Annotated in this window: 23 protein-coding genes; 19 read left to right on the top strand and 4 right to left on the bottom strand. The window is 60.0% G+C overall.

Going from position 1 to position 23,550, the window contains the following annotated elements; translation table 11 throughout:
- The first annotated feature begins 24 nt into the window (after window positions 1-24).
- Window positions 25-693 (top strand): hypothetical protein, encoded by a 669-nt coding sequence (locus tag HU751_RS15420; RefSeq protein WP_186732146.1) that lies wholly within the window; start codon window positions 25-27, stop codon window positions 691-693.
- Between the two features lie 82 nt (window positions 694-775).
- On the opposite strand, the gene gyrB is transcribed toward HU751_RS15420, so the two are convergent.
- Genes gyrB through dnaA form a run of 4 tightly spaced genes read right to left on the bottom strand, consistent with a single transcriptional unit; the run spans window position 776 to window position 6,990 of the window.
- A complete protein-coding gene (gene gyrB, locus HU751_RS15415; RefSeq protein ID WP_186712244.1) occupies window positions 776-3,196 on the bottom strand; it encodes a DNA topoisomerase (ATP-hydrolyzing) subunit B in 2,421 nt (806 codons plus the stop codon).
- A 4-nt stretch (window positions 3,197-3,200) separates the two neighbouring features.
- Window positions 3,201-4,304: a DNA replication/repair protein RecF gene (recF, locus tag HU751_RS15410; RefSeq protein ID WP_028690032.1), complete on the bottom strand. Its 1,104-nt coding sequence runs from the start codon at window positions 4,302-4,304 to the stop codon at window positions 3,201-3,203.
- 15 nt (window positions 4,305-4,319) lie between these two features.
- Window positions 4,320-5,423 (bottom strand): DNA polymerase III subunit beta, encoded by a 1,104-nt coding sequence (gene dnaN, locus HU751_RS15405; protein ID WP_186732147.1) that lies wholly within the window; start codon window positions 5,421-5,423, stop codon window positions 4,320-4,322.
- Window positions 5,424-5,463: 40 nt separating this feature from the next.
- Window positions 5,464-6,990: a chromosomal replication initiator protein DnaA gene (gene dnaA, locus HU751_RS15400; protein WP_186732148.1), complete on the bottom strand. Its 1,527-nt coding sequence runs from the start codon at window positions 6,988-6,990 to the stop codon at window positions 5,464-5,466.
- A gap of 581 nt (window positions 6,991-7,571) precedes the next feature.
- On the opposite strand from dnaA, the gene rpmH reads away from it, so the two are divergent.
- The 18 genes from rpmH (at window position 7,572) to HU751_RS15310 (ending at window position 23,526) form a co-directional block, all read left to right on the top strand.
- The gene (gene rpmH / locus HU751_RS15395) at window positions 7,572-7,706 is read left to right on the top strand and encodes a 50S ribosomal protein L34 (protein WP_003253163.1); all 135 of its coding nucleotides are present in this window, start codon (window positions 7,572-7,574) and stop codon (window positions 7,704-7,706) included.
- 13 nt (window positions 7,707-7,719) lie between these two features.
- Window positions 7,720-8,121: a ribonuclease P protein component gene (rnpA, locus tag HU751_RS15390; protein ID WP_011536515.1), complete on the top strand. Its 402-nt coding sequence runs from the start codon at window positions 7,720-7,722 to the stop codon at window positions 8,119-8,121.
- Window positions 8,114-8,359, top strand: a complete 246-nt coding sequence (yidD, locus tag HU751_RS15385) for a membrane protein insertion efficiency factor YidD (RefSeq protein WP_011536514.1) — start codon at window positions 8,114-8,116, stop codon at window positions 8,357-8,359. Before rnpA ends, yidD begins: the two co-directional genes overlap by 8 nt.
- 2 nt (window positions 8,360-8,361) lie before the next feature.
- Window positions 8,362-10,044 (top strand): membrane protein insertase YidC, encoded by a 1,683-nt coding sequence (yidC, locus tag HU751_RS15380; protein ID WP_186732149.1) that lies wholly within the window; start codon window positions 8,362-8,364, stop codon window positions 10,042-10,044.
- An 87-nt stretch (window positions 10,045-10,131) separates the two neighbouring features.
- Window positions 10,132-11,502: a tRNA uridine-5-carboxymethylaminomethyl(34) synthesis GTPase MnmE gene (mnmE, locus tag HU751_RS15375; protein ID WP_186732150.1), complete on the top strand. Its 1,371-nt coding sequence runs from the start codon at window positions 10,132-10,134 to the stop codon at window positions 11,500-11,502.
- A 527-nt stretch (window positions 11,503-12,029) separates the two neighbouring features.
- The gene (gene mnmG, locus HU751_RS15370) at window positions 12,030-13,922 is read left to right on the top strand and encodes a tRNA uridine-5-carboxymethylaminomethyl(34) synthesis enzyme MnmG (protein WP_186732151.1); all 1,893 of its coding nucleotides are present in this window, start codon (window positions 12,030-12,032) and stop codon (window positions 13,920-13,922) included.
- Window positions 13,919-14,569: a 16S rRNA (guanine(527)-N(7))-methyltransferase RsmG gene (gene rsmG, locus HU751_RS15365; protein WP_062360051.1), complete on the top strand. Its 651-nt coding sequence runs from the start codon at window positions 13,919-13,921 to the stop codon at window positions 14,567-14,569. The genes mnmG and rsmG overlap by 4 nt, the downstream gene beginning before the upstream one ends.
- 18 nt (window positions 14,570-14,587) lie before the next feature.
- The gene (locus tag HU751_RS15360) at window positions 14,588-15,379 is read left to right on the top strand and encodes a ParA family protein (protein WP_028690024.1); all 792 of its coding nucleotides are present in this window, start codon (window positions 14,588-14,590) and stop codon (window positions 15,377-15,379) included.
- 9 nt (window positions 15,380-15,388) lie between these two features.
- Window positions 15,389-16,261 (top strand): ParB/RepB/Spo0J family partition protein, encoded by an 873-nt coding sequence (locus HU751_RS15355; RefSeq protein ID WP_011536508.1) that lies wholly within the window; start codon window positions 15,389-15,391, stop codon window positions 16,259-16,261.
- 149 nt (window positions 16,262-16,410) lie between these two features.
- Window positions 16,411-16,818 (top strand): F0F1 ATP synthase subunit I, encoded by a 408-nt coding sequence (locus HU751_RS15350; RefSeq protein WP_008092225.1) that lies wholly within the window; start codon window positions 16,411-16,413, stop codon window positions 16,816-16,818.
- A gap of 16 nt (window positions 16,819-16,834) precedes the next feature.
- On the top strand, window positions 16,835-17,704 hold the full coding sequence (gene atpB / locus HU751_RS15345) for a F0F1 ATP synthase subunit A (RefSeq protein WP_046857652.1): 870 nt from the start codon (window positions 16,835-16,837) through the stop codon (window positions 17,702-17,704).
- 144 nt (window positions 17,705-17,848) lie between these two features.
- Window positions 17,849-18,106, top strand: a complete 258-nt coding sequence (atpE, locus tag HU751_RS15340) for a F0F1 ATP synthase subunit C (RefSeq protein ID WP_003097235.1) — start codon at window positions 17,849-17,851, stop codon at window positions 18,104-18,106.
- Between the two features lie 57 nt (window positions 18,107-18,163).
- Complete coding sequence (locus HU751_RS15335) at window positions 18,164-18,634, top strand: F0F1 ATP synthase subunit B (protein WP_023383136.1); 471 nt, start codon at window positions 18,164-18,166, stop codon at window positions 18,632-18,634.
- 12 nt (window positions 18,635-18,646) lie between these two features.
- Window positions 18,647-19,183 (top strand): F0F1 ATP synthase subunit delta, encoded by a 537-nt coding sequence (locus tag HU751_RS15330; protein WP_023628561.1) that lies wholly within the window; start codon window positions 18,647-18,649, stop codon window positions 19,181-19,183.
- A gap of 21 nt (window positions 19,184-19,204) precedes the next feature.
- Complete coding sequence (gene atpA / locus HU751_RS15325; RefSeq protein ID WP_050707597.1) at window positions 19,205-20,749, top strand: F0F1 ATP synthase subunit alpha; 1,545 nt, start codon at window positions 19,205-19,207, stop codon at window positions 20,747-20,749.
- Between the two features lie 48 nt (window positions 20,750-20,797).
- Entirely contained in the window at window positions 20,798-21,658 is an 861-nt protein-coding gene (atpG, locus tag HU751_RS15320; protein WP_028690020.1) for a F0F1 ATP synthase subunit gamma, read from the top strand.
- 27 nt (window positions 21,659-21,685) lie between these two features.
- Window positions 21,686-23,062 carry a F0F1 ATP synthase subunit beta gene (gene atpD / locus HU751_RS15315; RefSeq protein ID WP_028690019.1) on the top strand — a complete coding sequence of 459 codons (1,377 nt, stop codon included), beginning with the start codon at window positions 21,686-21,688 and terminating at the stop codon, window positions 23,060-23,062.
- A 44-nt stretch (window positions 23,063-23,106) separates the two neighbouring features.
- On the top strand, window positions 23,107-23,526 hold the full coding sequence (locus HU751_RS15310; protein WP_028690018.1) for a F0F1 ATP synthase subunit epsilon: 420 nt from the start codon (window positions 23,107-23,109) through the stop codon (window positions 23,524-23,526).
- The last annotated feature ends 24 nt before the right edge of the window (window positions 23,527-23,550 follow it).

Raw genomic sequence — 23,550 nt, 5'->3', positions numbered from 1 at the left:
TTGCCCTGGGTCACGGAGAGAACGTTGAAAAAGATCATCGGCTTGGCCTTAGTTGCAGCAGCTCTGCAGGGCTGCAGCTTCTATGAAAAAACCAACATTCTAAACGAGGCCGAGACGGCCAAGTACGACCCCGCTACTACAGCTCGCTTTCGCGCCTTTACGTCTCCGGAGATCACCGGGTCCTATCAGGCCAATGCAACTTGTGAACAGTACCGCCCCCTCGAAACCAAGGAAGGCCATTCGCTCACTGTGACGTTCAAAGATCGCACCTCTACCAAGCAGTACATGCTTTGGAGAAGGGTCGATCTGTTGGGAATGGTCGAAGAAGACTACATCAACCGCACTATCGGTATTCCTGCTTCGACAACGACAGAAGAGCTGAAGAACGACCGGGTAGGTTACAACGAGCATGTGATCCCGGCTGGCAAACCCATCGTCCTGAGCTTGGGTTACCACGCTGTATCTGACCAAGGAAAAGCCTGGTGCTACCCAAAACCAGTCTACCTCGTACCACAAGCGGGGAAGGACTATGAAGTCAGATACATCACCGTAAACGAAAGCTTCATGTCCTCGTCTTGCAAAGTCTCAGTCAGCGAGCTGACTGGCAATGGTCCGGTCAAGACACCGCAGCCTGTGCGAATCGGAGTCTGTGTGCCGGACAAAGGCTACCTCTACAAATCCGTTGGGCCGTGACGTAAACAGCCGATCATCATCAGACGGGCAAAAAAAAGCCAATACTCGCGTATTGGCTTTTTGGTTGGCGTCGCCCGAGTGATCAGAAGTCCAGGTTGGACACCGACAGCGCGTTGCTTTCGATGAAGTCGCGACGCGGTTCGACCGCATCACCCATCAGGGTGTTGAACAGCTGGTCGGCGGCAATGGCGTCCTCGATAGTCACCTTGAGCATGCGGCGCACGGTCGGGTCCATGGTGGTTTCCCACAGCTGGTCCGGGTTCATCTCACCCAGCCCTTTGTATCGCTGGATGGTGTGGCGCTTGGTGCTCTCGTTCATCAGCCAGTCGAGCGCTTCCTTGAACTCGGTAACCGCCTTGCGACGCTCGCCGCGCTGAACATAGGCGCCGTCGCCCAGCAAGGTACCCAGCTTTTCACCCAGGGCAACGACTGTCTTGTAGTCATTGCTACCGAAGAAATCACGGTTGAAGGTGACATAGCTAGCCAAACCATGGGAGGTCGTTTCAACGACAGGCAGCCAGAGGTTGCGCTCCTTGTCTTCGTGCAGGTCGGCCTTGTAAGCCAGACCAGAACGCTGGCTATTATCCAGACGCTGCTGGAACGCCTTCAGCCAACCATCCATCTGCGCCTTGTCAGCCAATTGCTCGAGGGAGACCTTTGGCAGGTAGATGAAGTGCTCGGTCAGCTCTTCCGGGTACAGGCGCGACAGACGCTTGAGGGTCTTCATCACCGCGCGGAATTCGTTGACCAGCGCCTCAAGCTGTACGCCGGAAACGGCTGGCGCGGACTCGTCAAGGTGCAGGCTGGCATCTTCCAGGGCCGACTGGGTCATGTACTCTTCCATGGCCTCGTCGTCCTTGATGTACTGCTCCTGCTTGCCTTTCTTCACCTTGTACAGCGGCGGCTGGGCGATATAGATGTAGCCACGCTCGACCAGCTCCGGCAGCTGACGGAAGAAGAAGGTCAGCAGCAGGGTACGGATGTGCGAACCGTCGACGTCAGCATCGGTCATGATGATGATGTTGTGATAACGCAGCTTGTCGATGTTGTACTCTTCGCGGCCGATGCCACAACCCAGTGCGGTGATCAGCGTGCCGACCTCCTGGGAAGAGATCATCTTGTCGAAGCGCGCTTTCTCGACGTTGAGGATCTTGCCCTTGAGCGGCAGGATCGCCTGGGTGCGACGGTTACGGCCTTGCTTGGCCGAACCACCCGCGGAGTCACCCTCCACCAGGTACAGTTCGGAAAGGGCAGGGTCCTTCTCCTGGCAGTCGGCCAGTTTGCCCGGCAGGCCAGCGATGTCCAGCGCGCCTTTACGGCGGGTCATCTCACGGGCTTTACGCGCCGCTTCACGGGCACGGGCAGCGTCGATCATCTTGCCGACCACGGCCTTGGCTTCGTTGGGGTTCTCCAACAGGAAGTCGGCGAAGTACTTGTTCATCTCCTGTTCCACGGCGGTCTTCACCTCCGAGGAAACCAGCTTGTCCTTGGTCTGCGAGCTGAACTTCGGATCCGGCACCTTGACCGAGATGATCGCGGTCAAACCTTCACGGGCATCGTCACCGGTAGTGGCGACCTTGTTCTTCTTCGCCAGGCCTTCCTGCTCGATGTAGCTGTTCAGGCTACGGGTCAGCGAGGAACGGAAGCCGACCAGGTGGGTACCACCGTCGCGCTGGGGAATGTTGTTGGTGAAGCACAGCAGGTTTTCGTTGAAGCTGTCGTTCCACTGCAGGGCGACTTCGACACCCACGCCATCGTCACGCTGGACGTTGAAGTGGAAGACCTGGGAGTTGACCGGGGTCTTGTTGGTGTTCAGGTATTCAACGAATGCACGCAGGCCGCCTTCGTACTTGAAGAACTCTTCCTTGCCGCTGCGCTCATCCTTCAGCAGGATGCCAACGCCCGAGTTCAGGAACGACAGCTCGCGGATACGCTTGGCGAGAATGTCCCAGCTGAAGTGGATGTTCTTGAAGGTTTCAGCCGAAGGCTTGAAGTGAATGTGGGTACCGGTGGTTTCACTTTCACCGACGACCGCCATCGGCGCCTGTGGCACGCCATGGACGTAGGTCTGTTCCCAGATCTTGCCGCTACGACGAACGGTGAGCACCAGTTGCTCGGACAGGGCGTTCACCACCGAGACACCTACGCCGTGCAGACCGCCGGATACCTTGTAGGAGTTGTCGTCGAACTTACCGCCGGCGTGCAGCACGGTCATGATGACCTCGGCCGCGGAAACGCCTTCTTCTTTATGCACGTCGACCGGAATACCACGGCCATTGTCACGGACGCTGATGGATTCGTCCGGGTGAATGATGACGGTGATGTCATCGCAGTGCCCGGCCAGGGCTTCGTCGATCGAGTTGTCGACCACCTCGAACACCATGTGGTGCAGGCCGCTGCCGTCATCGGTGTCGCCAATGTACATGCCGGGACGCTTGCGTACGGCATCCAGCCCTTTCAGCACCTTGATGCTGGAGGAGTCGTACGTTTGATTTTCGCTCATGCCTTCACTCCCGATGGTCGTGGGTCTGGGTGATACGGCCCTGTTCCACGTGGAACAAGGCGACTGGCGTTTCCGTCTGCCAGCCTTCCCTCAGAAATTCGTGGTCTACACAGGTGATGAACACCTGGCAGTTCAATTCTTCAAGCAAGCGGCACAGGGCGCGGCGGTGCTGCTCGTCCAACTCGGACGGCAAGTCATCCACCAGATAAATACACTGACCGCGACGAACCTGGCTGACCAGATGCCCCTGGGCGATGCGCAGGGCACAGACCACCAGCTTCTGCTGCCCTCGCGAGAGGATGTCGGCCGCGTTGTTCGCGCCCAAACGCAGGCGCAGATCGGCACGTTGTGGCCCGGCCTGGGTATGGCCCATCTGCTGATCGCGAAGGAGAGAGGTTGCGAGGACTTCGTTCAGTTCCCGGTCCTTGTCCCAACCTCGGTAGTAGCTCAGGGTCAGCCCGTCCAGTTCGACCAGCTCGCTCAGGGTACGCTCGAAGACAGGCTTCAAGGCCTTGATGTAGTTGCGACGGTATTCATCTATTTCCGCACTGGCGAGACATAACTCCCGATCCCAGGCGGCTTGCGAAACGGCATCAAGTGTACCATGCCGCAGCCATGAGTTCCGCTGCCGCAGGGCCTTCTGCAGGCGCTGCCAGGTCGCCATGAAACGAGGTTCCACGTGGAACACGCCCCAATCGAGGAACTGTCGGCGCACCTTGGGCGCACCTTCGAGCAGGCGGAAACTGTCCGGGTTGATCAGTTGCAGGGGCAGCATCTCGGCCAGTTGGGCGGCGCTGCGCGCATTCTGTCCGTCGATACGGATGGTGAAATCACCCTGTCGCTCCCGTGAAACACCCAGGTTGCTAGTACCGCCTTCAGCCAGTTCGACCTGACCGAACACGGTGCAGGTCGGCTGCTCGTACTGAATCACCGGGTTCAACCGGGTGCTTCGGAACGAGCGGGCGAGCCCCAGCAGGTGCACAGCTTCGAGCACGCTGGTCTTGCCGCTGCCGTTGGCGCCGTAAAGGATGTTGATGCGGGGGGAGGGTGAGAGGGTCACCGGATGCAGGTTGCGCACCGCGGTGACCGAGAGACGTCGAAGGGACATGTCGCCTGCTATGGGTTACAGACGCATCGGCATGACAACGTAGGACGAGTCGTCATTGCCGGCTTCCTGCAGCAGGGCGCTGCTGTTGGAGTCGGACAGAATCAGGCGAACCTGTTCGGTGGTCATGACGCCCAGCACATCCAGCAGGTAGCTGACGTTGAAACCGATCTCCAGCGAGCTGCCGTTGTAGTCGACGCTGATCTCTTCTTCCGCTTCTTCCTGCTCCGGGTTGTTGGCCTGGATCTTCAGCTGGCCGGCGGCCAGTTGCAGACGGATGCCGCGGTACTTCTCGTTGGACAGGATCGCGGTACGGCTGAACGCCTCGCGCAACGCCTGGCGATCACCGATCACCAGCTTGTCGCCGCCCTTGGGCAGGACGCGCTCGTAGTCCGGGAACTTGCCGTCGACCAGCTTGGAGGTGAAGGTGAACTCACCGGTGGTGGCGCGAATGTGATGCTGGCCCAGGACAATGCTGACCATGCCTTCCGGATCGGTGAGCAGGCGCGCCAGCTCGAGGATACCCTTGCGTGGCACGATGACCTGGTGACGCTCAGCCTGGCCGATCGGTGCATGCATGGCGCACAGCGCCAGACGGTGGCCATCGGTGGCGACGGCGCGCAGGGTGTCGGTGGACACTTCCAGCAGCATGCCGTTGAGGTAGTAGCGCACATCCTGCTGGGCCATGGCGAAGCTGGTGCGCTCGATCAGGCGGCGCAGCTTGCTCTGTTCCAGGTTGCAGGTCAGCGAGCCCGGGCCTTCTTCCACAGTCGGGAAGTCATTGGCCGGCAGGGTGGACAGGGTGAAACGGCTGCGGCCGGCCTTGACCAGCAGCTTCTGCTCGTCGACCTTGATGTCGATCAGCACATCGCTGGGCAGGCTCTTGCAGATGTCCATCAGCTTGCGCGCCGGAACGGTGATCTCGCCCGGCTCCGCAGGCTCTTCCAGCTGGACGCGGCCAACCAGTTCGACTTCCAGGTCGGTACCGGTCAACGACAGCTGCTGGCCTTGCACGACCAGCAGGACGTTGGACAGGACCGGCAAGGTCTGGCGGCGCTCGACGACGCCTGCGACCAGTTGCAGGGGTTTCAACAGGGCTTCGCGTTGAATGGTGAAATGCATGGTCTAGTCCCTTGCCTTCAATTAGCTGCGCAGACGGCCATCAGGTCGTCAGCGTGCGCAGCAGGTTCTTGTAGTCCTCGCGGATGTCCGCGTCGGATTCCTTCAATTCGTTGATCTTGCGGCAGGCGTGCAGCACGGTGGTGTGGTCGCGGCCGCCGAACATGTCGCCGATCTCCGGCAGACTGTGGTTGGTCAGCTCTTTCGACAACGCCATGGCCACCTGGCGCGGACGCGCCACGGAGCGCGAACGTCGCTTGGACAGCAGATCGGAGATCTTGATCTTGTAGTACTCGGCCACGGTGCGCTGGATGTTATCCACACTGACCAGCTTGTCCTGCAGCGCCAAAAGATCCTTGAGCGATTCACGGATCAGCTCGATGGTGATGTCGCGGCCCATGAAGTGCGAGTGGGCGATCACCCGCTTCAGGGCGCCTTCGAGCTCACGCACGTTGGAGCGGATACGCTGGGCGATGAAGAACGCGGCATCGTGCGGCAGCTCGACCTTGGCCTGGTCGGCCTTCTTCATCAGGATCGCCACGCGGGTTTCCAGCTCCGGTGGCTCGACGGCCACCGTCAGGCCCCAGCCGAAGCGGGACTTCAGGCGCTCTTCCAGGCCTTCGATTTCCTTCGGGTAGCGGTCGCTGGTGAGGATCACCTGCTGGCCGCCCTCGAGCAGGGCGTTGAAGGTGTGAAAAAACTCTTCCTGGGAACGCTCCTTGCGGGCGAAGAACTGGATATCGTCGATGAGCAACGCATCGACCGAACGGTAGAAGCGTTTGAATTCGTTGATCGCGTTCAGCTGCAGCGCCTTGACCATGTCAGCGACGAAGCGCTCCGAATGCAGGTAGACCACCTTGGCGTTCGGGTTCTTCTTCAGCAGGTGGTTACCCACAGCGTGCATCAAGTGCGTCTTACCCAGGCCGACGCCACCATAAAGGAACAGTGGGTTGTAGCCGTGCTTGGGGTTGTCGGCAACCTGCCAGGCCGCGGCGCGAGCCAGTTGGTTCGACTTGCCTTCGACGAAGGTTTCGAAGGTGAAGGTGCGGTTCAGGTAGCTGGTGTGCTTCAGGGCACCCTCGACCTGCACCGTGCGCTGTTCGGTGCGACCGCTGGCAACCGGAGCGGTCGCGATCTCGGCCATGCTATCGAAGCTGTCGCGCGAAGAGGGCTCCTCGACTTCGGCAACCTGTGCCGGCTCCACCACAGGTGCGCTGACAGGCTCGAGTACAGGCACTGGCTGCTGCACCTGCGCCTGTTGCGCGAGGGTTGCCGCGACGGCGGCACTGACAGGGGCGTTGGGTGCGGCACGTGCTGCGGAACTGCGACGGCTGCCTATTAATAAGGAAAGGGCAGGTGCAATACCGCTGCCCTGTTCACCCAGCAGTTCGAGCAGGCGGCCAAGGTACTTTTCATTGACCCAGTCGAGCACGAAGCGGTTGGGCGCATAGACGCGCAACTCGTCGCCTTCGGCTTCGACCTGTAGCGGACGGATCCAGGTGTTGAATTGCTGGGCAGGCAGCTCATCGCGCAGAAGCTCCACGCACTGCTGCCAAAGTTCCACTGACACGGATATCCCCTGAGTTGAAAGCCGGATGAGGCAAAAACAAACCGCCATTGTACCGGGCGGACGGTCAGTTATCCACACGTGACGCCACCCACTATCAGGGTAAATCCGCCAAAAAACGACTCGAACACCCTCCATGCACGGTTGATAAGCCCTGTGGATAACGCCCCCTGTGGGCTATGCACAACCCTGGGTTCTGATCTGTGGATAAATCACCTGTGGATAAATGGCGTGTTCCCACACAGGTTTTCCTCATGCGGGACACAGATAGAACACCCCTTACCGACAAGGTTGTGATTTTCTGTACAGTACGTAAATCGTGGCCTTCAATAGGTTATCCACAGAAGGTTATCCACCTAAGTTCTATAAGTTCTTCAGAAAAGCTTTTTATATGCCTCTTCTGTTTTTTTGATTTGCCCGCTTTCAGGTTAGCCAGGTCGACATGACGCCCATCGACATGGCTCGACCTTCCATAAGGAAAGGCTGGTTGGAAATTGACCTATCGGCTTGCTTTCTCTAGAATCGCCGATCTCTTAAAAAGGGGGCCCTTCCGGCCCGTTGTCGACCAACCCAGGTAACACGCCATGAAACGTACTTTCCAACCAAGCACCATCAAGCGCGCCCGCACCCACGGTTTCCGTGCCCGTATGGCTACCAAGAACGGCCGTGCCGTTCTGTCGCGTCGCCGTGCCAAAGGCCGTAAGCGTCTGGCCATTTGATTTTTCGGCACAGGTGGTGAGTCAGGACTTCAGTCGGGACAAGCGACTGCTTACACCCCGGCATTTCAAAGCGGTCTTCGACTCCCCAACCGGCAAGGTTCCAGGGAAAAACCTGCTTATCCTTGCCCGCGAGAACGGCCTCGATCATCCGCGCCTCGGCCTGGTGATCGGCAAGAAGAGCGTCAAGCTCGCCGTTCAACGCAATCGCCTGAAACGCCTGATGCGCGATTCGTTCCGTCTGAACCAGCAGATGCTGGCCGGGCTGGATATCGTGATCGTTGCACGCAAGGGGTTGGGCGAAGTGGAAAACCCAGAATTGCACCAACACTTTGGCAAGCTCTGGAAGCGACTGGTCCGCAGTCGGCCCTCTCCAGCGGTCGCCGATTCCGCAGGGGTAGACAGTCACAATGCGTAAACTGGCCCTCGTTCCGATCCAGTTCTACCGTTACGCCATCAGTCCACTGATGGCCAGTCACTGTCGTTTCTATCCCAGCTGTTCCTGTTACGCCTATGAAGCCATCGAAAATCATGGCCTCTTGCGTGGTGGGTGGCTGGCCGTTCGTCGCCTGGGGCGTTGTCATCCGTGGAACGATGGCGGTTTCGATCCCGTTCCACCTGCTCCTTCCTCCCGAACTTCTTCGATAGCCGAGTAATCATGGATATTAAACGCACGATCCTGATCGTCGCCCTGGCAATCGTGTCCTATGTCATGGTCCTCAAGTGGAACCAGGACTATGGCCAGGCTGCCCTGCCGACTCAGAATGCTGCTGCCAGCAATGCTGCCCCGGCCCTGCCGGACACCGTGCCGGCCGGCAACTCCGGTGCAAGCGCCGATGTGCCGAGCGCCAATGCTGAATCCAGCCCTGCTGAACTGGCGCCGGTCGCGGTCAGCAAGGACCTGATCCGGATCAAGACCGATGTCCTGGACCTGGCTATCGACCCGGTCGGTGGTGACATCGTCCAGCTGAACCTGCCGAAGTACCCACGTCGCCAGGACCATCCGGACATTCCGTTCCAGCTGTTCGACAACGGCAGCGAGCGCGTATACCTGGCCCAGAGCGGCCTGACCGGCACCAACGGCCCGGACGCCCGCGCCACTGGTCGCCCGCTGTACGCCGCCGAACAGAAGAGCTTCCAGCTTGCCGACGGTCAGGACCAACTGTCCGTCGACCTGAAGTTCAGCGAAAACGGCGTCAACTACATCAAGCGCTTCAGCTTCAAGCGCGGTGAGTACGACCTGACCGTCAGCTACCTGATCGACAACCAGAGCGGCCAGGCCTGGAGCGGCAACATGTTTGCCCAGCTCAAGCGCGACGCCAGCTCCGATCCGTCGTCGAGCACTGCCACCGGTACGGCCACCTACCTGGGCGCCGCCCTGTGGACAGCTTCCGAGCCGTACAAGAAAGTGTCGATGAAAGACATCGACAAGGGCAATTTGAAAGAAAATGTGACCGGCGGCTGGGTCGCCTGGCTGCAGCACTACTTCGTGACCGCCTGGATCCCGAGCAAGTCGGACAACAACGCCGTCCAGACCCGCAAGGACAGCCAGGGCAACTACATCATCGGTTTCACCGGCCCTGCGCTTGACGTCCCTGCCGGCGGCAAGGTCGAAACCAGCGCCATGCTGTATGCAGGTCCGAAGATCCAGTCCAAGCTCAAGGAACTGTCCCCAGGCCTGGAACTGACCGTCGACTACGGCTTCCTGTGGTTCATCGCCCAGCCGATCTTCTGGCTGCTGCAACATATCCACAGCCTGCTCGGCAACTGGGGCTGGTCGATCATCGTCCTGACCATGCTGATCAAAGGCCTGTTCTTCCCGCTGTCGGCCGCCAGCTACCGCTCGATGGCGCGCATGCGTGCCGTGGCGCCGAAACTGGCTCAGCTCAAGGAACGCTTCGGTGACGATCGCCAGAAGATGTCCCAGGCGATGATGGAGCTGTACAAGAAAGAGAAGATCAACCCGCTGGGCGGCTGCCTGCCGATCCTGGTGCAGATGCCGGTGTTCCTGGCCCTGTACTGGGTACTGCTGGAAAGCGTAGAGATGCGCCAGGCCCCGTGGATGCTGTGGATCACCGACCTGTCGATCAAGGATCCGTTCTTCATCCTGCCGATCATCATGGGCGCCACCATGTTCATCCAGCAGCGCCTGAACCCGACCCCGCCGGATCCGATGCAGGCCAAGGTGATGAAAATGATGCCGATCATCTTCACCTTCTTCTTCCTGTGGTTCCCGGCCGGTCTGGTGCTGTACTGGGTTGTGAACAACTGCCTGTCGATCGCACAGCAGTGGTACATCACCCGCAGCATCGAGGCAGCGACCAAGAAAGCTGCCGCTTGACGGGCAAGCCTGTTTGCCTGTGAATAAAAACGCCCCCTAGTGGGGCGTTTTTGCTATCTGACGAATTCGTTGTAGAGGCTTTCGAGCATGAACACTGTGCGTGAAACCATTGCCGCCATCGCTACCGCCCAGGGCCGCGGCGGGGTCGGCATCGTCCGCTTGTCCGGGCCGCTGGCCAGCCAGGCCGGGCAGGCCATCACCGGCCGCACGCTAATCCCGCGCCATGCCCACTACGGCCCGTTCCGCGATGCCGAAGGCCTGGTCCTGGACGAAGGCATCGCGCTGTTCTTCCCCGGGCCGAACTCGTTCACCGGCGAAGACGTGCTGGAGCTGCAGGGCCATGGGGGGCCGGTGGTCATGGACATGCTGCTGCAACGTTGCCTGCAACTGGGCTGCCGGTTGGCACGCCCGGGCGAGTTCAGCGAGCGTGCGTTCCTCAACGACAAGCTCGACCTGGCCCAGGCCGAAGCCATCGCCGACCTGATCGAAGCCAGCTCCACGCAAGCTGCCCGTAATGCCCTGCGTTCTCTGCAGGGAGCGTTCTCCAAGCGCGTGCATGGGCTGACCGAGGCGCTGATTGCCTTGCGCATCTACGTCGAGGCGGCTATCGACTTCCCCGAGGAAGAAATCGACTTCCTCGCCGACGGTCATGTGTTGCGCATGCTCGATGACGTGCGCAGCGAGTTGTCCACAGTGCAGCGTGAGGCCGGGCAGGGTGCCCTGTTGCGCGACGGCATGACGGTGGTCATCGCCGGTCGGCCGAACGCCGGCAAATCGAGCCTGCTCAACCAGCTGGCCGGACGCGAGGCCGCGATCGTCACCGATATCGCCGGCACCACCCGGGACATCCTGCGCGAACATATCCACATCGATGGCATGCCGCTGCATGTGGTCGACACTGCCGGTCTGCGCGATACCGATGACCATGTGGAAAAGATCGGGGTGGAAAGGGCGCTCAAGGCCATCGGCGAAGCCGATCGGGTGCTGCTGGTCGTCGACTCGACCGCGCCGGAAGCCAGTGATCCCTTTGCGCTGTGGCCGGAGTTCCTGGACCAACGGCCAGATGTGGCAAAGGTCACGCTCATCCGCAACAAGGCCGACTTGAGCGGTGAGCATGTCGGCATGGAGCAGAGTGACGATGGGCACGTAACCATTACCCTGAGTGCCCGCGAAGACGACATGGGGCTGGATCTGCTGCGTGACCACCTCAAGGCCTGCATGGGGTATGAACAGACCGCGGAGAGCAGCTTCAGCGCCCGTCGCCGCCACCTGGAAGCGCTGCGCCAGGCCAGCGAGCACCTGGAGCATGGTCGGGCACAGCTGACCCTGGCTGGCGCCGGAGAGCTGCTGGCAGAGGATCTGCGCCAGGCACAGCAAGCGTTGGGCGAAATCACCGGGGCGTTTAGTTCGGACGACTTGCTTGGCAGGATTTTCTCGAGCTTCTGCATCGGCAAATAGTTCACAGCCCTTCGATACCAAGGCCGCTCCTGTCTGGAGCGGCTTTTTTTTGCCTGTGATTCAGGGAGTGCGAGCGCCGGCTTGGCCTGCCGTATCTGTAAGGCAGCTGCGACGACGTCATCCACAGACGAGATTTCAGGCTCAGGAGCTCTGTGGAAAACTCGCCATCAGCTCCGTTGATAACTGGCCTTTTTTTCTGAGGACAAACCCGCCTGTGGGTAAGCTATACTTTAATCCACAGGTTACACGCCGTTATCCAGAACCCCCAGGCCTACTACGCCACAGGGTTATGATTCCGGCAAAGCCACGCAGTGAAAGGGCTAAGATCACTTATCCACATGTGGATAGCTGCCTAAACATAAACATAAAAACAAAGCTTTTTTAAATTTTTCCTCTTTGTTTTCTTTTGCCTGCCACTCATCCACAGCCTGCTCATTTTTTGCTCAGAAGGTTTCTTTGAAGGGCGGTAAGTCCCTATACTTGTCCGCTTACCTTCTCTATTCGCAAAAACAGGCACGAGGTGCGTGGTGGATTTCCCTTCCCGTTTTGAAGTGATCGTCATCGGCGGCGGCCATGCCGGTACCGAGGCTGCGCTTGCGTCCGCACGCATGGGTGTGAAAACCCTGCTGCTGACCCACAACGTGGAAACCCTCGGTCACATGAGTTGCAACCCGGCCATCGGCGGCATCGGCAAGAGCCACCTGGTCAAGGAAATCGATGCGCTCGGCGGCGCCATGGCGTTGGCCACCGACAAGAGCGGCATCCAGTTCCGCATCCTGAACAACCGCAAGGGGCCGGCCGTACGCGCCACCCGTGCGCAGGCCGACCGCGCCATCTACAAGGCGGTGGTGCGCGAAATCCTGGAAAACCAGCCGAACCTGTGGATATTCCAGCAGTCGTGCGATGACCTGATCGTCGAGCAGGACCAGGTCAAGGGCGTGGTCACGCAAATGGGTCTGCGCTTCTTCGCCGACTCCGTGGTCCTGACCAGCGGGACCTTCCTCGGCGGACTTATCCACATCGGTCTGCAGAACTACTCCGGTGGTCGCGCCGGCGATCCGCCCGCCAACGCCCTGGCCCAGCGCATGCGTGAACTGCCGCTGCGCGTCGGCCGCCTGAAGACCGGCACGCCGCCGCGCATCGATGGCCGTTCGGTGGACTTCTCGGTGATGACCGAGCAGCCGGGCGACACGCCGATCCCGGTGATGTCGTTCATGGGCGATGCGCAGATGCATCCGCGCCAGGTCAGCTGCTGGATCACCCACACCAATGCCCGCACCCACGAGATCATTGCCTCGAACCTCGACCGTTCGCCGATGTACTCCGGCGTGATCGAAGGCATCGGCCCGCGCTACTGCCCGTCGATCGAGGACAAGATCCATCGCTTCGCCGACAAGGAAAGCCACCAGGTGTTCATCGAGCCGGAAGGCCTGACCACCCACGAGCTGTACCCCAACGGTATTTCCACTTCGCTGCCGTTCGACGTGCAGCTGGAGATCGTCCGTTCGATCCGCGGCATGGAAAACGCCCACATCGTCCGCCCGGGCTACGCCATCGAGTACGACTACTTCGACCCGCGTGACCTGAAGTACAGCCTCGAGACCAAGGTCATCGGCGGCCTGTTCTTCGCCGGCCAGATCAACGGCACCACCGGTTACGAAGAGGCCGGCGCCCAGGGCCTGCTGGCCGGGACCAACGCCGCGCTGCGCGCCCAGGGCCGTGAAAGCTGGTGTCCGCGCCGCGACGAGGCCTACATCGGCGTGCTGGTTGACGACCTGATCACCTTGGGGACCCAGGAGCCGTATCGCATGTTCACCTCGCGCGCCGAATACCGGCTGATCCTGCGCGAAGACAACGCCGACCTGCGCCTGACCGAGAAAGGCCGCGAATTGGGCCTGGTCGACGACCAGCGCTGGGCTGCGTTCTGCGCCAAGCGCGAAGGTATCGAGCGTGAAGAACAACGCCTGAAGAGCACCTGGGTTCGCCCGGGCACGCCGCAGGGCCAGGCCATTGTGGATAAGTTCGGCACGCCGCTGGCCCACGAATACAGCCTGCTCAACCTGCTTGCCCGTCCGGAAGTCGACTACGCTGGCTTGATCGAGGCGACCGGCGGTGAAGTGATCGATCCACAGGTCGCCGAACAGGTCGAGATCAAGACCAAGTACGCCGGCTACATCGACCGCCAACAGGAAGAGATCGCCCGTCTGCGCGCCAGCGAGGACACGCGCCTGCCTGTGGATATCGACTACACCACGATTTCCGGCCTGTCCAAGGAGATCCAGGGCAAGCTCGGGCAGACCCGCCCGGAGACCCTGGGCCAGGCTTCGCGCATTCCGGGTGTTACCCCGGCGGCGATTTCCCTGTTGCTGATTCACTTGAAAAAACGCGGCGCAGGCCGCGAATTGGAGCAAAGCGCTTGAGTTCCCTGGTCACCCCGCAACACGCCGAAGAGTTGTCCACAGGTGCGCGCCAGCTCGGTGTCGAGCTGAGCGCGCAGCAGCACGAGTCGCTGCTGGGCTACCTGGCCCTGTTGATCAAATGGAACAAGGCCTACAACCTGACCGCGGTGCGCGACCCGGACGAGATGGTCTCGCGCCACCTGCTCGACAGCCTGAGTGTCATGCCGTTTATCCACAATGACACCCAGCGCTGGCTGGATGTCGGCAGCGGCGGCGGCATGCCGGGCATTCCGCTGGCCATCCTGCATCCGCACAAGCAGGTGACGGTGCTGGACAGCAACGGCAAGAAGACCCGCTTCCTGACCCAGGTGAAGATGGAACTGAAACTGGACAACCTCACGGTTATCCACAGCCGGGTGGAAGAGGTCCAGCCCGAGCAGCCGTTCTGCGGGATCATTTCCCGCGCCTTCAGCAGCATGGAGAATTTCACCAACTGGACCCGCCACCTGGGTGACGCCCGCACGCAATGGCTTGCAATGAAGGGGCTGCATCCTGCCGACGAACTGGTAGCATTGCCCGCAGACTTCACAGTGGAAAGCGAGCAGGCCCTGACCGTTCCAGGTTGCCAGGGCCAGCGCCATCTGCTGATACTGCGCCGCAAGGCATGACTGGGAACACACGCAACAATGGCTAAGGTATTCGCAATCGCGAACCAGAAGGGTGGTGTGGGCAAGACCACCACCTGCATCAATCTCGCCGCATCGCTGGCCGCGACCAAGCGTCGCGTGCTGCTGATCGACCTCGATCCACAGGGCAACGCCACCATGGGCAGCGGTGTGGATAAACACGAGCTCGAGCACTCGGTGTACGACCTGCTGATCGGGGAATGCGACCTGGCCCAGGCCATGCACTATTCCGAGCACGGCAACTTCCAGTTGCTGCCGGCCAACCGCGACCTCACCGCCGCGGAAGTCGTGCTGCTCGAGATGCAGATGAAGGAGAGCCGCCTGCGCAACGCGCTGGCGCCGATCCGCGAGAACTACGACTACATCCTCATCGACTGCCCGCCGTCGCTGTCGATGCTGACGCTCAACGCCCTGGTCGCCTCCGATGGCGTGATCATCCCCATGCAGTGCGAGTACTACGCGCTGGAAGGTCTCAGCGACCTTGTGGATAACATCAAGCGCATCGCCGCCCGGCTGAACCCGGAGCTGAAGATCGAAGGCCTGCTGCGGACCATGTACGACCCGCGCCTGAGCCTGAACAACGATGTTTCGGCGCAGCTCAAGGAACACTTCGGCGATCAGCTGTACGACACGGTGATCCCACGCAACATCCGCCTGGCCGAGGCGCCGAGCTTCGGCATGCCGGCGCTGGCCTACGACAAGCAATCCCGCGGCGCGCTCGCCTATCTGGCGCTGGCCGGGGAACTGGTTCGCCGTCAGCGCCGTCCATCACGCACTGCACAAACAACTTAAGGAATCCGCATGGCCATCAAGAAACGCGGTCTCGGACGTGGGTTGGATGCACTGCTCAGTGGTCCTTCCGTCAGCGCGCTCGAGGCGCAGGCAGTGAAGATCGACCAGAAGGAACTGCAACAGCTGCCGGTCGAGCTGATCCAGCGCGGCAAGTACCAGCCGCGCCGTGACATGGATCCCGAGGCGCTGGAGGAACTGGCGCACTCGATCCGCACCCACGGCGTCATGCAACCGATCGTGGTGCGCCCGATCGGCGACAACCGCTACGAGATCATCGCCGGTGAGCGCCGCTGGCGCGCCACCCAGCAAGCCGGCCTGGACACCGTTCCGGCCATGGTCCGCGAGGTGCCCGACGAAGCCGCCATCGCCATGGCGCTGATCGAGAACATCCAGCGCGAGGACCTCAACCCGTTGGAAGAGGCCCTGGCCCTGCAGCGCCTGCAGCAGGAGTTCGAGCTGACCCAGCAGCAGGTGGCGGACGCCGTCGGCAAGTCGCGGGTGACCGTGGCCAACCTGTTGCGCCTGATCTCGCTGCCCGAGGCGATCAAGACCATGCTTGCCCACGGCGACCTGGAGATGGGCCATGCCCGCGCCTTGCTCGGTCTCGAGGAAGATCGCCAGGAAGAAGGGGCGCGTCATGTTGTCGCACGCGGGCTCACCGTGCGCCAGACCGAGGCACTGGTGCGCCAGTGGCTCAATGGCAAACCTGAGCCGGTCGAGGCGAGCAAACCTGATCCGGACATTGCCCGTCTTGAACAGCGTCTGGCAGAGCGCCTGGGCTCGGCGGTACAAATTCGCCATGGCAACAAGGGCAAAGGCCAGTTGGTTATTCGCTACAACTCCCTTGACGAGTTGCAGGGCGTGCTTGCTCACATCCGCTGAAACAATTCCTGTTGTAGCGCGCAGTCGGAAATCACTACCGAAGAGTTGAATAGGGGTTAATCCACCCCTATACTCTGCGCGCATTTTGTCGGCACAAATTATGCCAAGTCATTGCTGACTAGGCGGTCGACTTTCGAGGAGCAGTTGTGATGGAAATACGCACGCCAAACCGCCTGCCTTTCCATCGCTGGGCGGTTTTTCCGGTACTGCTGGCTCAATTTGTCGTCCTGCTGCTGGCAACCTTGGTGTTGTGGCAGTGGAAAGGGGCGGTCAGTGGATATTCAGGCCTCTGCGGAGGATTGATTGCCTGGCTGCCCAATGTGTATTTCGCCTGGAAGGCTTTTCGCTTCAGCGGAGCCCGGGCGGCGCAGGCCATCGTCAAGTCGTTCTACGCGGGCGAGGCAGGCAAGATGATTTTGACGGCAGTGCTGTTTGCACTGACCTTCGCAGGAGTGAAGCCATTGGCGCCGTTGGCAGTATTCGGCGTCTTCGTGCTGACCCTTTTGGTCAGCTGGTTCGCGCCCCTGCTGATGAATAAAAGACTTTCGAGACCTTAGGGCGTTTGAGGCAACCATGGCAGAAGAAACCGCTTCGGGTTATATCCAGCACCACTTGCAGAACCTGACCTACGGTCAACTACCAGACGGCAGCTGGGGCTTCGCCCATTCGGCTGCAGAAGCCAAGGCAATGGGCTTCTGGGCGTTCCACGTGGACACCCTGGGCTGGTCCGTCGCGCTGGGTCTGATCTTCCTGTTCATCTTCCGCATGGCGGCCAAGAAGGCGACTTCCGGCCAACCTGGCGGTCTGCAGAACTTCGTTGAAGTGCTGGTCGACTTCGTCAACGGCAGCGTGAAGGACTCCTTCCACGGCCGTAGCCCGGTGATCGCCCCGCTGGCACTGACCATTTTCGTCTGGGTGTTCATGATGAACGCCATCGACCTGGTTCCGGTCGACTGGATTCCGAAAGCGGCGGCCTGGATCTCCGGTGACCCGCACCTCGTCTTCCGTGCGGTACCAACCACCGACCCGAACGCGACCCTGGCCATGGCCTTCTGCGTGTTCGCCCTGATCATCTTCTACAGCATCAAGGTCAAGGGCCTGGGCGGCTTCATCGGTGAGCTGACCCTGCACCCGTTCGGCAGCAAGAACATCTTCGTGCAGATCCTGCTGATCCCGGTCAACTTCCTGCTCGAGTTCGTCACCCTGATCGCCAAGCCGATCTCGCTGGCACTGCGTCTGTTCGGCAACATGTACGCCGGCGAGCTGGTGTTCATCCTGATCGCCGTGATGTTCGGCTCCGGCCTGCTGTGGCTGAGCGGCCTGGGTGTGGTGCTGCAGTGGGCGTGGGCTGTGTTCCACATCCTGATCATCACCCTGCAAGCTTTCATCTTCATGATGCTGACCATCGTCTACCTGTCGATGGCTCACGAAGATAACCATTAAGACCGCCTGGCGTGTCTGATAGCCTTCCCCGCCCGTTTGGGGGGAGGGCTTAAAAAGTCCGCAAGGGCATGCTGTACCAAACGATTTGTTTTACCGCTTCAAACTAAAAACCTAACCAATACGACGTAAAAGTCGGGAGGAAAGATGGAAACTGTAGTTGGTCTGACCGCTATCGCTGTTGCTCTGCTGATCGGCCTGGGTGCTCTGGGTACCGCCATTGGTTTCGGCCTGCTGGGCGGCAAGTTCCTGGAAGGCGCTGCTCGCCAGCCAGAAATGGTTCCGATGCTGCAGGTCAAAATGTTCATCGTTGCCGGTCTGCTCGACGCCGTAACCATGATCGGTGTTGGTATCGCTCTGTTCTTCACCTTCGCGAACCCCTTCGTTGGTCAGATCGCCGGCTAATCACTCGTTCCTACGAGTTGATTGGTGTGATGGACAAAGACCGAGCGAGGTGTTGGCGTGAACATTAATGCAACCCTGATTGGCCAATCCGTTGCTTTTCTGATTTTTGTACTCTTCTGCATGAAGTACGTATGGCCTCCGGTCATCACTGCCCTGCAAGAGCGCCAAAAGAAGATTGCCGACGGCTTGGACGCTGCCAACCGCGCAGCTCGCGACCTGGAGCTGGCCCAAGAGAAAGCGGGTCAGCAACTGCGTGAAGCGAAGGCACAGGCAGCCGAAATCATTGAGCAAAGCAAGAAACGCGCTGCTCAGCTTGTCGAGGAAGCCCGTGAACAGGCTCGCGTCGAAGCTGACCGTGTGAAGGCTCAGGCTCAAGCCGAGATCGAACAGGAACTGAACAGCGTCAAAGACGCCCTGCGTGCCCAAGTGGGTGCCCTGGCTGTTGGCGGTGCTGAAAAGATCCTTGGCGCCACAATCGATCAAAACGCGCATGCGGAGCTGGTTAACAAACTGGCCGCTGAAATTTAAGCGAGGGCGATCATGGCAGAACTGACCACGTTGGCCCGACCTTACGCTAAGGCTGCCTTCGAGCATGCCCAGGCCCATCAGCAACTGGCCAATTGGTCAGCCATGCTCGGCCTGGCTGCTGCGGTGTCGCAAGACGACACCATGCAGCGCCTGCTCAAGGCCCCGCAACTGACTAGCGCAGAAAAGGCCGCCGCATTCATTGAAGTGTGCGGTGACAAGTTTGACGCCAAGGCACAGAATTTCATTCATGTTGCCGCGGAAAACGAACGTCTCCTGCTTCTGCCGGAGATTTCGACTCTGTTCGACCTGTACAAGGCCGAACAAGAGAAGTCCGTGGACGTGGAAGTCACCAGTGCTTTTGCGTTGAACCAAGAACAGCAAGACAAACTCGCCAAGGTTCTCAGTGCACGGTTAGGCCAGGAAGTGCGCCTGCACGCGTCGGAGGATGCCAGCCTGATCGGCGGCGTCGTCATCCGCGCTGGCGACCTGGTAATCGACGGTTCGGTTCGCGGCAAGATCGCGAAACTGGCCGAAGCCTTGAAATCTTGAGTTTGAAGGGGCAGCAGAGCAATGCAGCAACTCAATCCTTCCGAAATTAGTGAAATCATCAAGGGCCGCATCGACAACCTCGATGTTGGCTCCCAAGCCCGTAACGAAGGTACCGTCGTTTCGGTTTCCGACGGTATCGTGCGGATCCACGGTCTGGCCGACGTCATGTACGGCGAAATGATCGAGTTCCCGGGCAGCGTATTCGGCATGGCCCTGAACCTGGAGCAAGACTCCGTAGGTGCAGTGATCCTGGGTGCCTATGACACCCTCGCCGAAGGCATGAGCGCCAAGTGCACCGGCCGCATCCTGGAAGTTCCGGTTGGTAAGGAACTGCTGGGTCGCGTCGTCGACGCACTGGGTAACCCGATCGACGGCAAAGGTCCTCTGGGCAACACCCAGACCGACGCGGTCGAGAAAGTAGCTCCAGGCGTGATCTGGCGTAAGTCGGTAGACCAGCCTGTACAGACTGGCTACAAGTCCGTCGACGCCATGATCCCTGTCGGCCGTGGCCAGCGCGAGCTGATCATCGGTGACCGTCAGATCGGCAAGACCGCCATGGCCATCGACGCCATCATCAACCAGAAAGACTCCGGTATTTTCTGTGTTTATGTTGCAGTCGGCCAGAAGCGTTCCACCGTTGCCAACATCGTTCGCAAGCTGGAAGAAGCTGGCGCCCTGGCCAACACCATCGTGGTCGTTGCCAGCGCCTCGGAATCCGCCGCACTGCAGTTCCTGGCCCCGTACGCCGGCTGCACCATGGGCGAGTTCTTCCGTGACCGCGGTGAAGACGCCCTGATCGTCTACGATGACCTGTCCAAGCAGGCCGTTGCCTACCGTCAGATCTCCCTGCTGCTGCGCCGTCCACCAGGACGTGAAGCGTACCCAGGCGACGTGTTCTATCTCCACTCCCGTCTGCTGGAGCGTGCATCGCGCGTTTCCGAAGAGTACGTCGAGAAGTTCACCAACGGTGCCGTAACCGGCAAGACTGGCTCGCTGACCGCTCTGCCGATCATCGAAACCCAGGCTGGCGACGTTTCCGCGTTCGTTCCGACCAACGTGATCTCGATCACCGACGGTCAGATCTTCCTGGAATCGGCCATGTTCAACGCAGGCATCCGTCCTGCCGTTAACGCCGGTGTGTCGGTATCCCGTGTTGGTGGTGCCGCCCAGACCAAGATCATCAAGAAGCTGTCCGGTGGTATCCGTACCGCCCTGGCCCAGTACCGTGAACTGGCGGCCTTCGCCCAGTTCGCTTCGGACCTGGACGAGGCTACCCGCAAGCAGCTGGAGCATGGTCAGCGCGTTACCGAGCTGATGAAGCAGAAGCAGTACGCGCCAATGTCGATCGCCGACATGGCCCTGTCGCTGTACGCCGCTGAGCGTGGTTTCCTGACCGACGTAGAAGTCGCCAAGGTCGGTAGCTTCGAGCAAGCTCTGATCGCCTACTTCAACCGTGATCACGCCGAACTGATGGCGAAGATCAACGTGAAGGGTGACTTCAACGACGAAATCGACGCTGGCATGAAAGCCGGTATCGAGAAGTTCAAGGCCACCCAGACCTGGTAAGCCGCAGCGGGGGCTCCGGCCCCCGCTTGCTAACCTGATAGGTGATACATGGCAGGCGCAAAAGAGATTCGCAGTAAGATTGCGAGCATCAAAAGCACGCAAAAAATTACCAGCGCCATGGAGAAAGTGGCGGTCAGCAAAATGCGCAAGGCACAAATGCGCATGGCTGCTAGCCGTCCTTACGCGGAGCGTATCCGCCAGGTGATCGGTCATCTGGCCAACGCCAACCCGGAATACCGCCACCCGTTCATGATCGAGCGCCCTGTAAAGCGCGCCGGTTATATCGTGGTGAGCAGTGACCGTGGTCTGTGCGGTGGCTTGAACACCAACCTGTTCAAGGCCCTGGTCAAGGACATGAACGAAAACCGCGAACAGGGCGTTGAAATCGACCTGTGCGTGATCGGCAGCAAGGGTGCGACTTTCTTCCGCATCTTTGGCGGCAACGTCGTAGCCGCGATCAGCCACCTGGGCGAAGAGCCATCGATCAATGATCTGATCGGCTCCGTCAAGGTGATGCTGGACGCCTACCTGGACGGCCGCATCGATCGCCTCTCGGTGGTTTCGAACAAGTTCATCAACACCATGACCCAAAAACCGACGGTCGAGCAATTGGTACCGTTGGTGGCAACCCCGGATCAGGAACTCAAGCACCACTGGGACTACCTGTACGAACCCGACGCAAAAGAGCTGCTGGACGGCTTGATGGTGCGTTACGTGGAGTCGCAGGTCTACCAGGCGGTGGTCGAGAACAACGCTGCTGAACAAGCGGCCCGGATGATCGCCATGAAGAACGCCACAGACAACGCCGGTGATTTGATCAAAGAGCTTCAGTTGATCTACAACAAGGCGCGTCAGGCTGCGATCACCCAGGAGATCTCGGAAATCGTCGGCGGCGCTGCCGCGGTTTAACGGTTCAAAAATTCAGAGGATCCAGCTATGAGTAGCGGACGTATCGTTCAAATCATCGGCGCCGTCATCGACGTGGAATTCCCACGTGATGCCGTGCCGAGTGTTTACAACGCGCTGAAAGTACAAGGCGCGGAAACCACCCTGGAAGTTCAGCAGCAGCTGGGCGACGGCGTGGTTCGTACCATTGCGATGGGCTCGACCGAAGGTCTGAAGCGCGGTCTGGATGTCGTCGACACCAAGGCTGCCATCTCGGTACCTGTCGGCAAGGCAACCCTGGGCCGTATCATGGACGTCCTGGGCAACCCGATCGACGAAGCCGGTCCAATCGGCGAAGAAGAGCGTCGCGGTATCCACCAGCCAGCGCCTTCGTTCTCTGACCAGGCTGGCGGCAACGACCTGCTGGAAACCGGTATCAAGGTTATCGACCTGGTCTGCCCGTTCGCCAAGGGTGGTAAGGTTGGTCTGTTCGGTGGTGCCGGCGTCGGCAAGACCGTTAACATGATGGAACTGATCCGTAACATCGCCATGGAACACAGCGGTTACTCCGTGTTCGCTGGTGTGGGTGAGCGTACTCGTGAGGGTAACGACTTCTACCACGAGATGAAGGACTCCAACGTTCTCGACAAGGTAGCGCTGGTCTACGGTCAGATGAACGAGCCACCAGGAAACCGTCTGCGCGTAGCGCTGACCGGCCTGACCATGGCTGAGAAGTTCCGTGACGAAGGTAACGACGTTCTGCTGTTCGTCGACAACATCTATCGTTACACCCTGGCCGGTACCGAAGTATCCGCACTGCTGGGCCGTATGCCTTCGGCAGTAGGTTACCAGCCGACCCTGGCCGAAGAGATGGGCGTTCTGCAAGAGCGTATCACTTCGACCAAAGAAGGTTCGATCACCTCCGTACAGGCCGTATACGTACCTGCGGACGACCTGACCGACCCGTCGCCAGCGACCACCTTCGCCCACTTGGACGCCACCGTCGTTCTGTCCCGTGACATCGCTTCCCTGGGTATCTACCCAGCGGTCGACCCACTGGACTCGACTTCGCGCCAGCTGGACCCGAACGTGATCGGCACCGAGCACTACGAGACCGCTCGTGGCGTTCAGTATGTTCTGCAGCGCTACAAAGAGCTGAAGGACATCATCGCGATCCTGGGTATGGACGAACTGTCCGAAGCCGACAAGCAACTGGTTGCCCGCGCTCGTAAGATCCAGCGCTTCCTGTCGCAGCCGTTCTTCGTGGCCGAAGTCTTCACCGGCTCGCCAGGCAAGTACGTTTCGCTCAAGGACACCATCGCTGGCTTCAGCGGTATCCTCAAAGGTGACTACGACCACCTGCCAGAACAAGCGTTCTACATGGTCGGCAGCATCGACGAAGCGATCGAGAAAGCCAAGAAACTGTAATCCCGGCGCCCCGCAAGGGGCGCTAATCAGGTTGAGGCAAGCAGATGGCTATGACAGTCCATTGCGACATCGTCAGCGCGGAAGGAGAGATCTTCTCCGGCCTGGTCGAGATGGTAGTAGCGCACGGCAACCTGGGCGATCTGGGTATCGCTCCAGGCCACGCGCCGCTGATCACCAATCTCAAGCCTGGTCCGATCACGCTGACCAAGCAGGGTGGCACTCAAGAGGTGTACTACATCTCCGGTGGCTTCCTCGAAGTGCAGCCGAACATGGTCAAGGTTCTTGCCGACACCGTGCAGCGCGCTGCCGACCTGGACGAAGCTCAGGCTCAGGAAGCCCTCAAGGCTGCCGAGAACGCGCTGAACACTAAAGGCTCGGACTTCGACTACGGCGCTGCTGCCGCACGTCTGGCCGAGGCTGCAGCTCAGCTGCGTACTGTCCAGCAATTGCGCAAAGGCAAGTAATCCGGCCTTGGCCGCTTACCGCCG

Origin of the sequence: Pseudomonas peradeniyensis (assembly GCF_014268935.2) — a bacterium.
In the GTDB taxonomy this organism is placed as follows: Bacteria; Pseudomonadota; Gammaproteobacteria; order Pseudomonadales; family Pseudomonadaceae; genus Aquipseudomonas; species Aquipseudomonas peradeniyensis.
This window is presented reverse-complemented; position numbering and strand designations above follow the sequence as displayed.

Excerpts from the sequence above, each read along its gene's own strand:
- atpA (WP_050707597.1), top strand. The coding sequence starts at position 19,205 with ATGCAGCAACTCAATCCTTCCGAAATTAGTGAAATCATCAAGGGCCGC.
- HU751_RS15355 (WP_011536508.1), top strand. The coding sequence starts at position 15,389 with ATGGCCATCAAGAAACGCGGTCTCGGACGTGGGTTGGATGCACTGCTC.
- atpB (WP_046857652.1), top strand. The coding sequence starts at position 16,835 with ATGGCAGAAGAAACCGCTTCGGGTTATATCCAGCACCACTTGCAGAAC.
- HU751_RS15310 (WP_028690018.1), top strand. The coding sequence starts at position 23,107 with ATGGCTATGACAGTCCATTGCGACATCGTCAGCGCGGAAGGAGAGATC.
- gyrB (WP_186712244.1), bottom strand. The coding sequence starts at position 3,196 with ATGAGCGAAAATCAAACGTACGACTCCTCCAGCATCAAGGTGCTGAAA.
- atpG (WP_028690020.1), top strand. The coding sequence starts at position 20,798 with ATGGCAGGCGCAAAAGAGATTCGCAGTAAGATTGCGAGCATCAAAAGC.
- mnmE (WP_186732150.1), top strand. The coding sequence starts at position 10,132 with ATGAACACTGTGCGTGAAACCATTGCCGCCATCGCTACCGCCCAGGGC.
- dnaN (WP_186732147.1), bottom strand. The coding sequence starts at position 5,423 with ATGCATTTCACCATTCAACGCGAAGCCCTGTTGAAACCCCTGCAACTG.
- rpmH (WP_003253163.1), top strand. The coding sequence starts at position 7,572 with ATGAAACGTACTTTCCAACCAAGCACCATCAAGCGCGCCCGCACCCAC.
- yidC (WP_186732149.1), top strand. The coding sequence starts at position 8,362 with ATGGATATTAAACGCACGATCCTGATCGTCGCCCTGGCAATCGTGTCC.
- yidD (WP_011536514.1), top strand. The coding sequence starts at position 8,114 with ATGCGTAAACTGGCCCTCGTTCCGATCCAGTTCTACCGTTACGCCATC.
- atpD (WP_028690019.1), top strand. The coding sequence starts at position 21,686 with ATGAGTAGCGGACGTATCGTTCAAATCATCGGCGCCGTCATCGACGTG.
- HU751_RS15360 (WP_028690024.1), top strand. The coding sequence starts at position 14,588 with ATGGCTAAGGTATTCGCAATCGCGAACCAGAAGGGTGGTGTGGGCAAG.
- atpE (WP_003097235.1), top strand. The coding sequence starts at position 17,849 with ATGGAAACTGTAGTTGGTCTGACCGCTATCGCTGTTGCTCTGCTGATC.
- HU751_RS15330 (WP_023628561.1), top strand. The coding sequence starts at position 18,647 with ATGGCAGAACTGACCACGTTGGCCCGACCTTACGCTAAGGCTGCCTTC.
- HU751_RS15350 (WP_008092225.1), top strand. The coding sequence starts at position 16,411 with ATGGAAATACGCACGCCAAACCGCCTGCCTTTCCATCGCTGGGCGGTT.
- recF (WP_028690032.1), bottom strand. The coding sequence starts at position 4,304 with ATGTCCCTTCGACGTCTCTCGGTCACCGCGGTGCGCAACCTGCATCCG.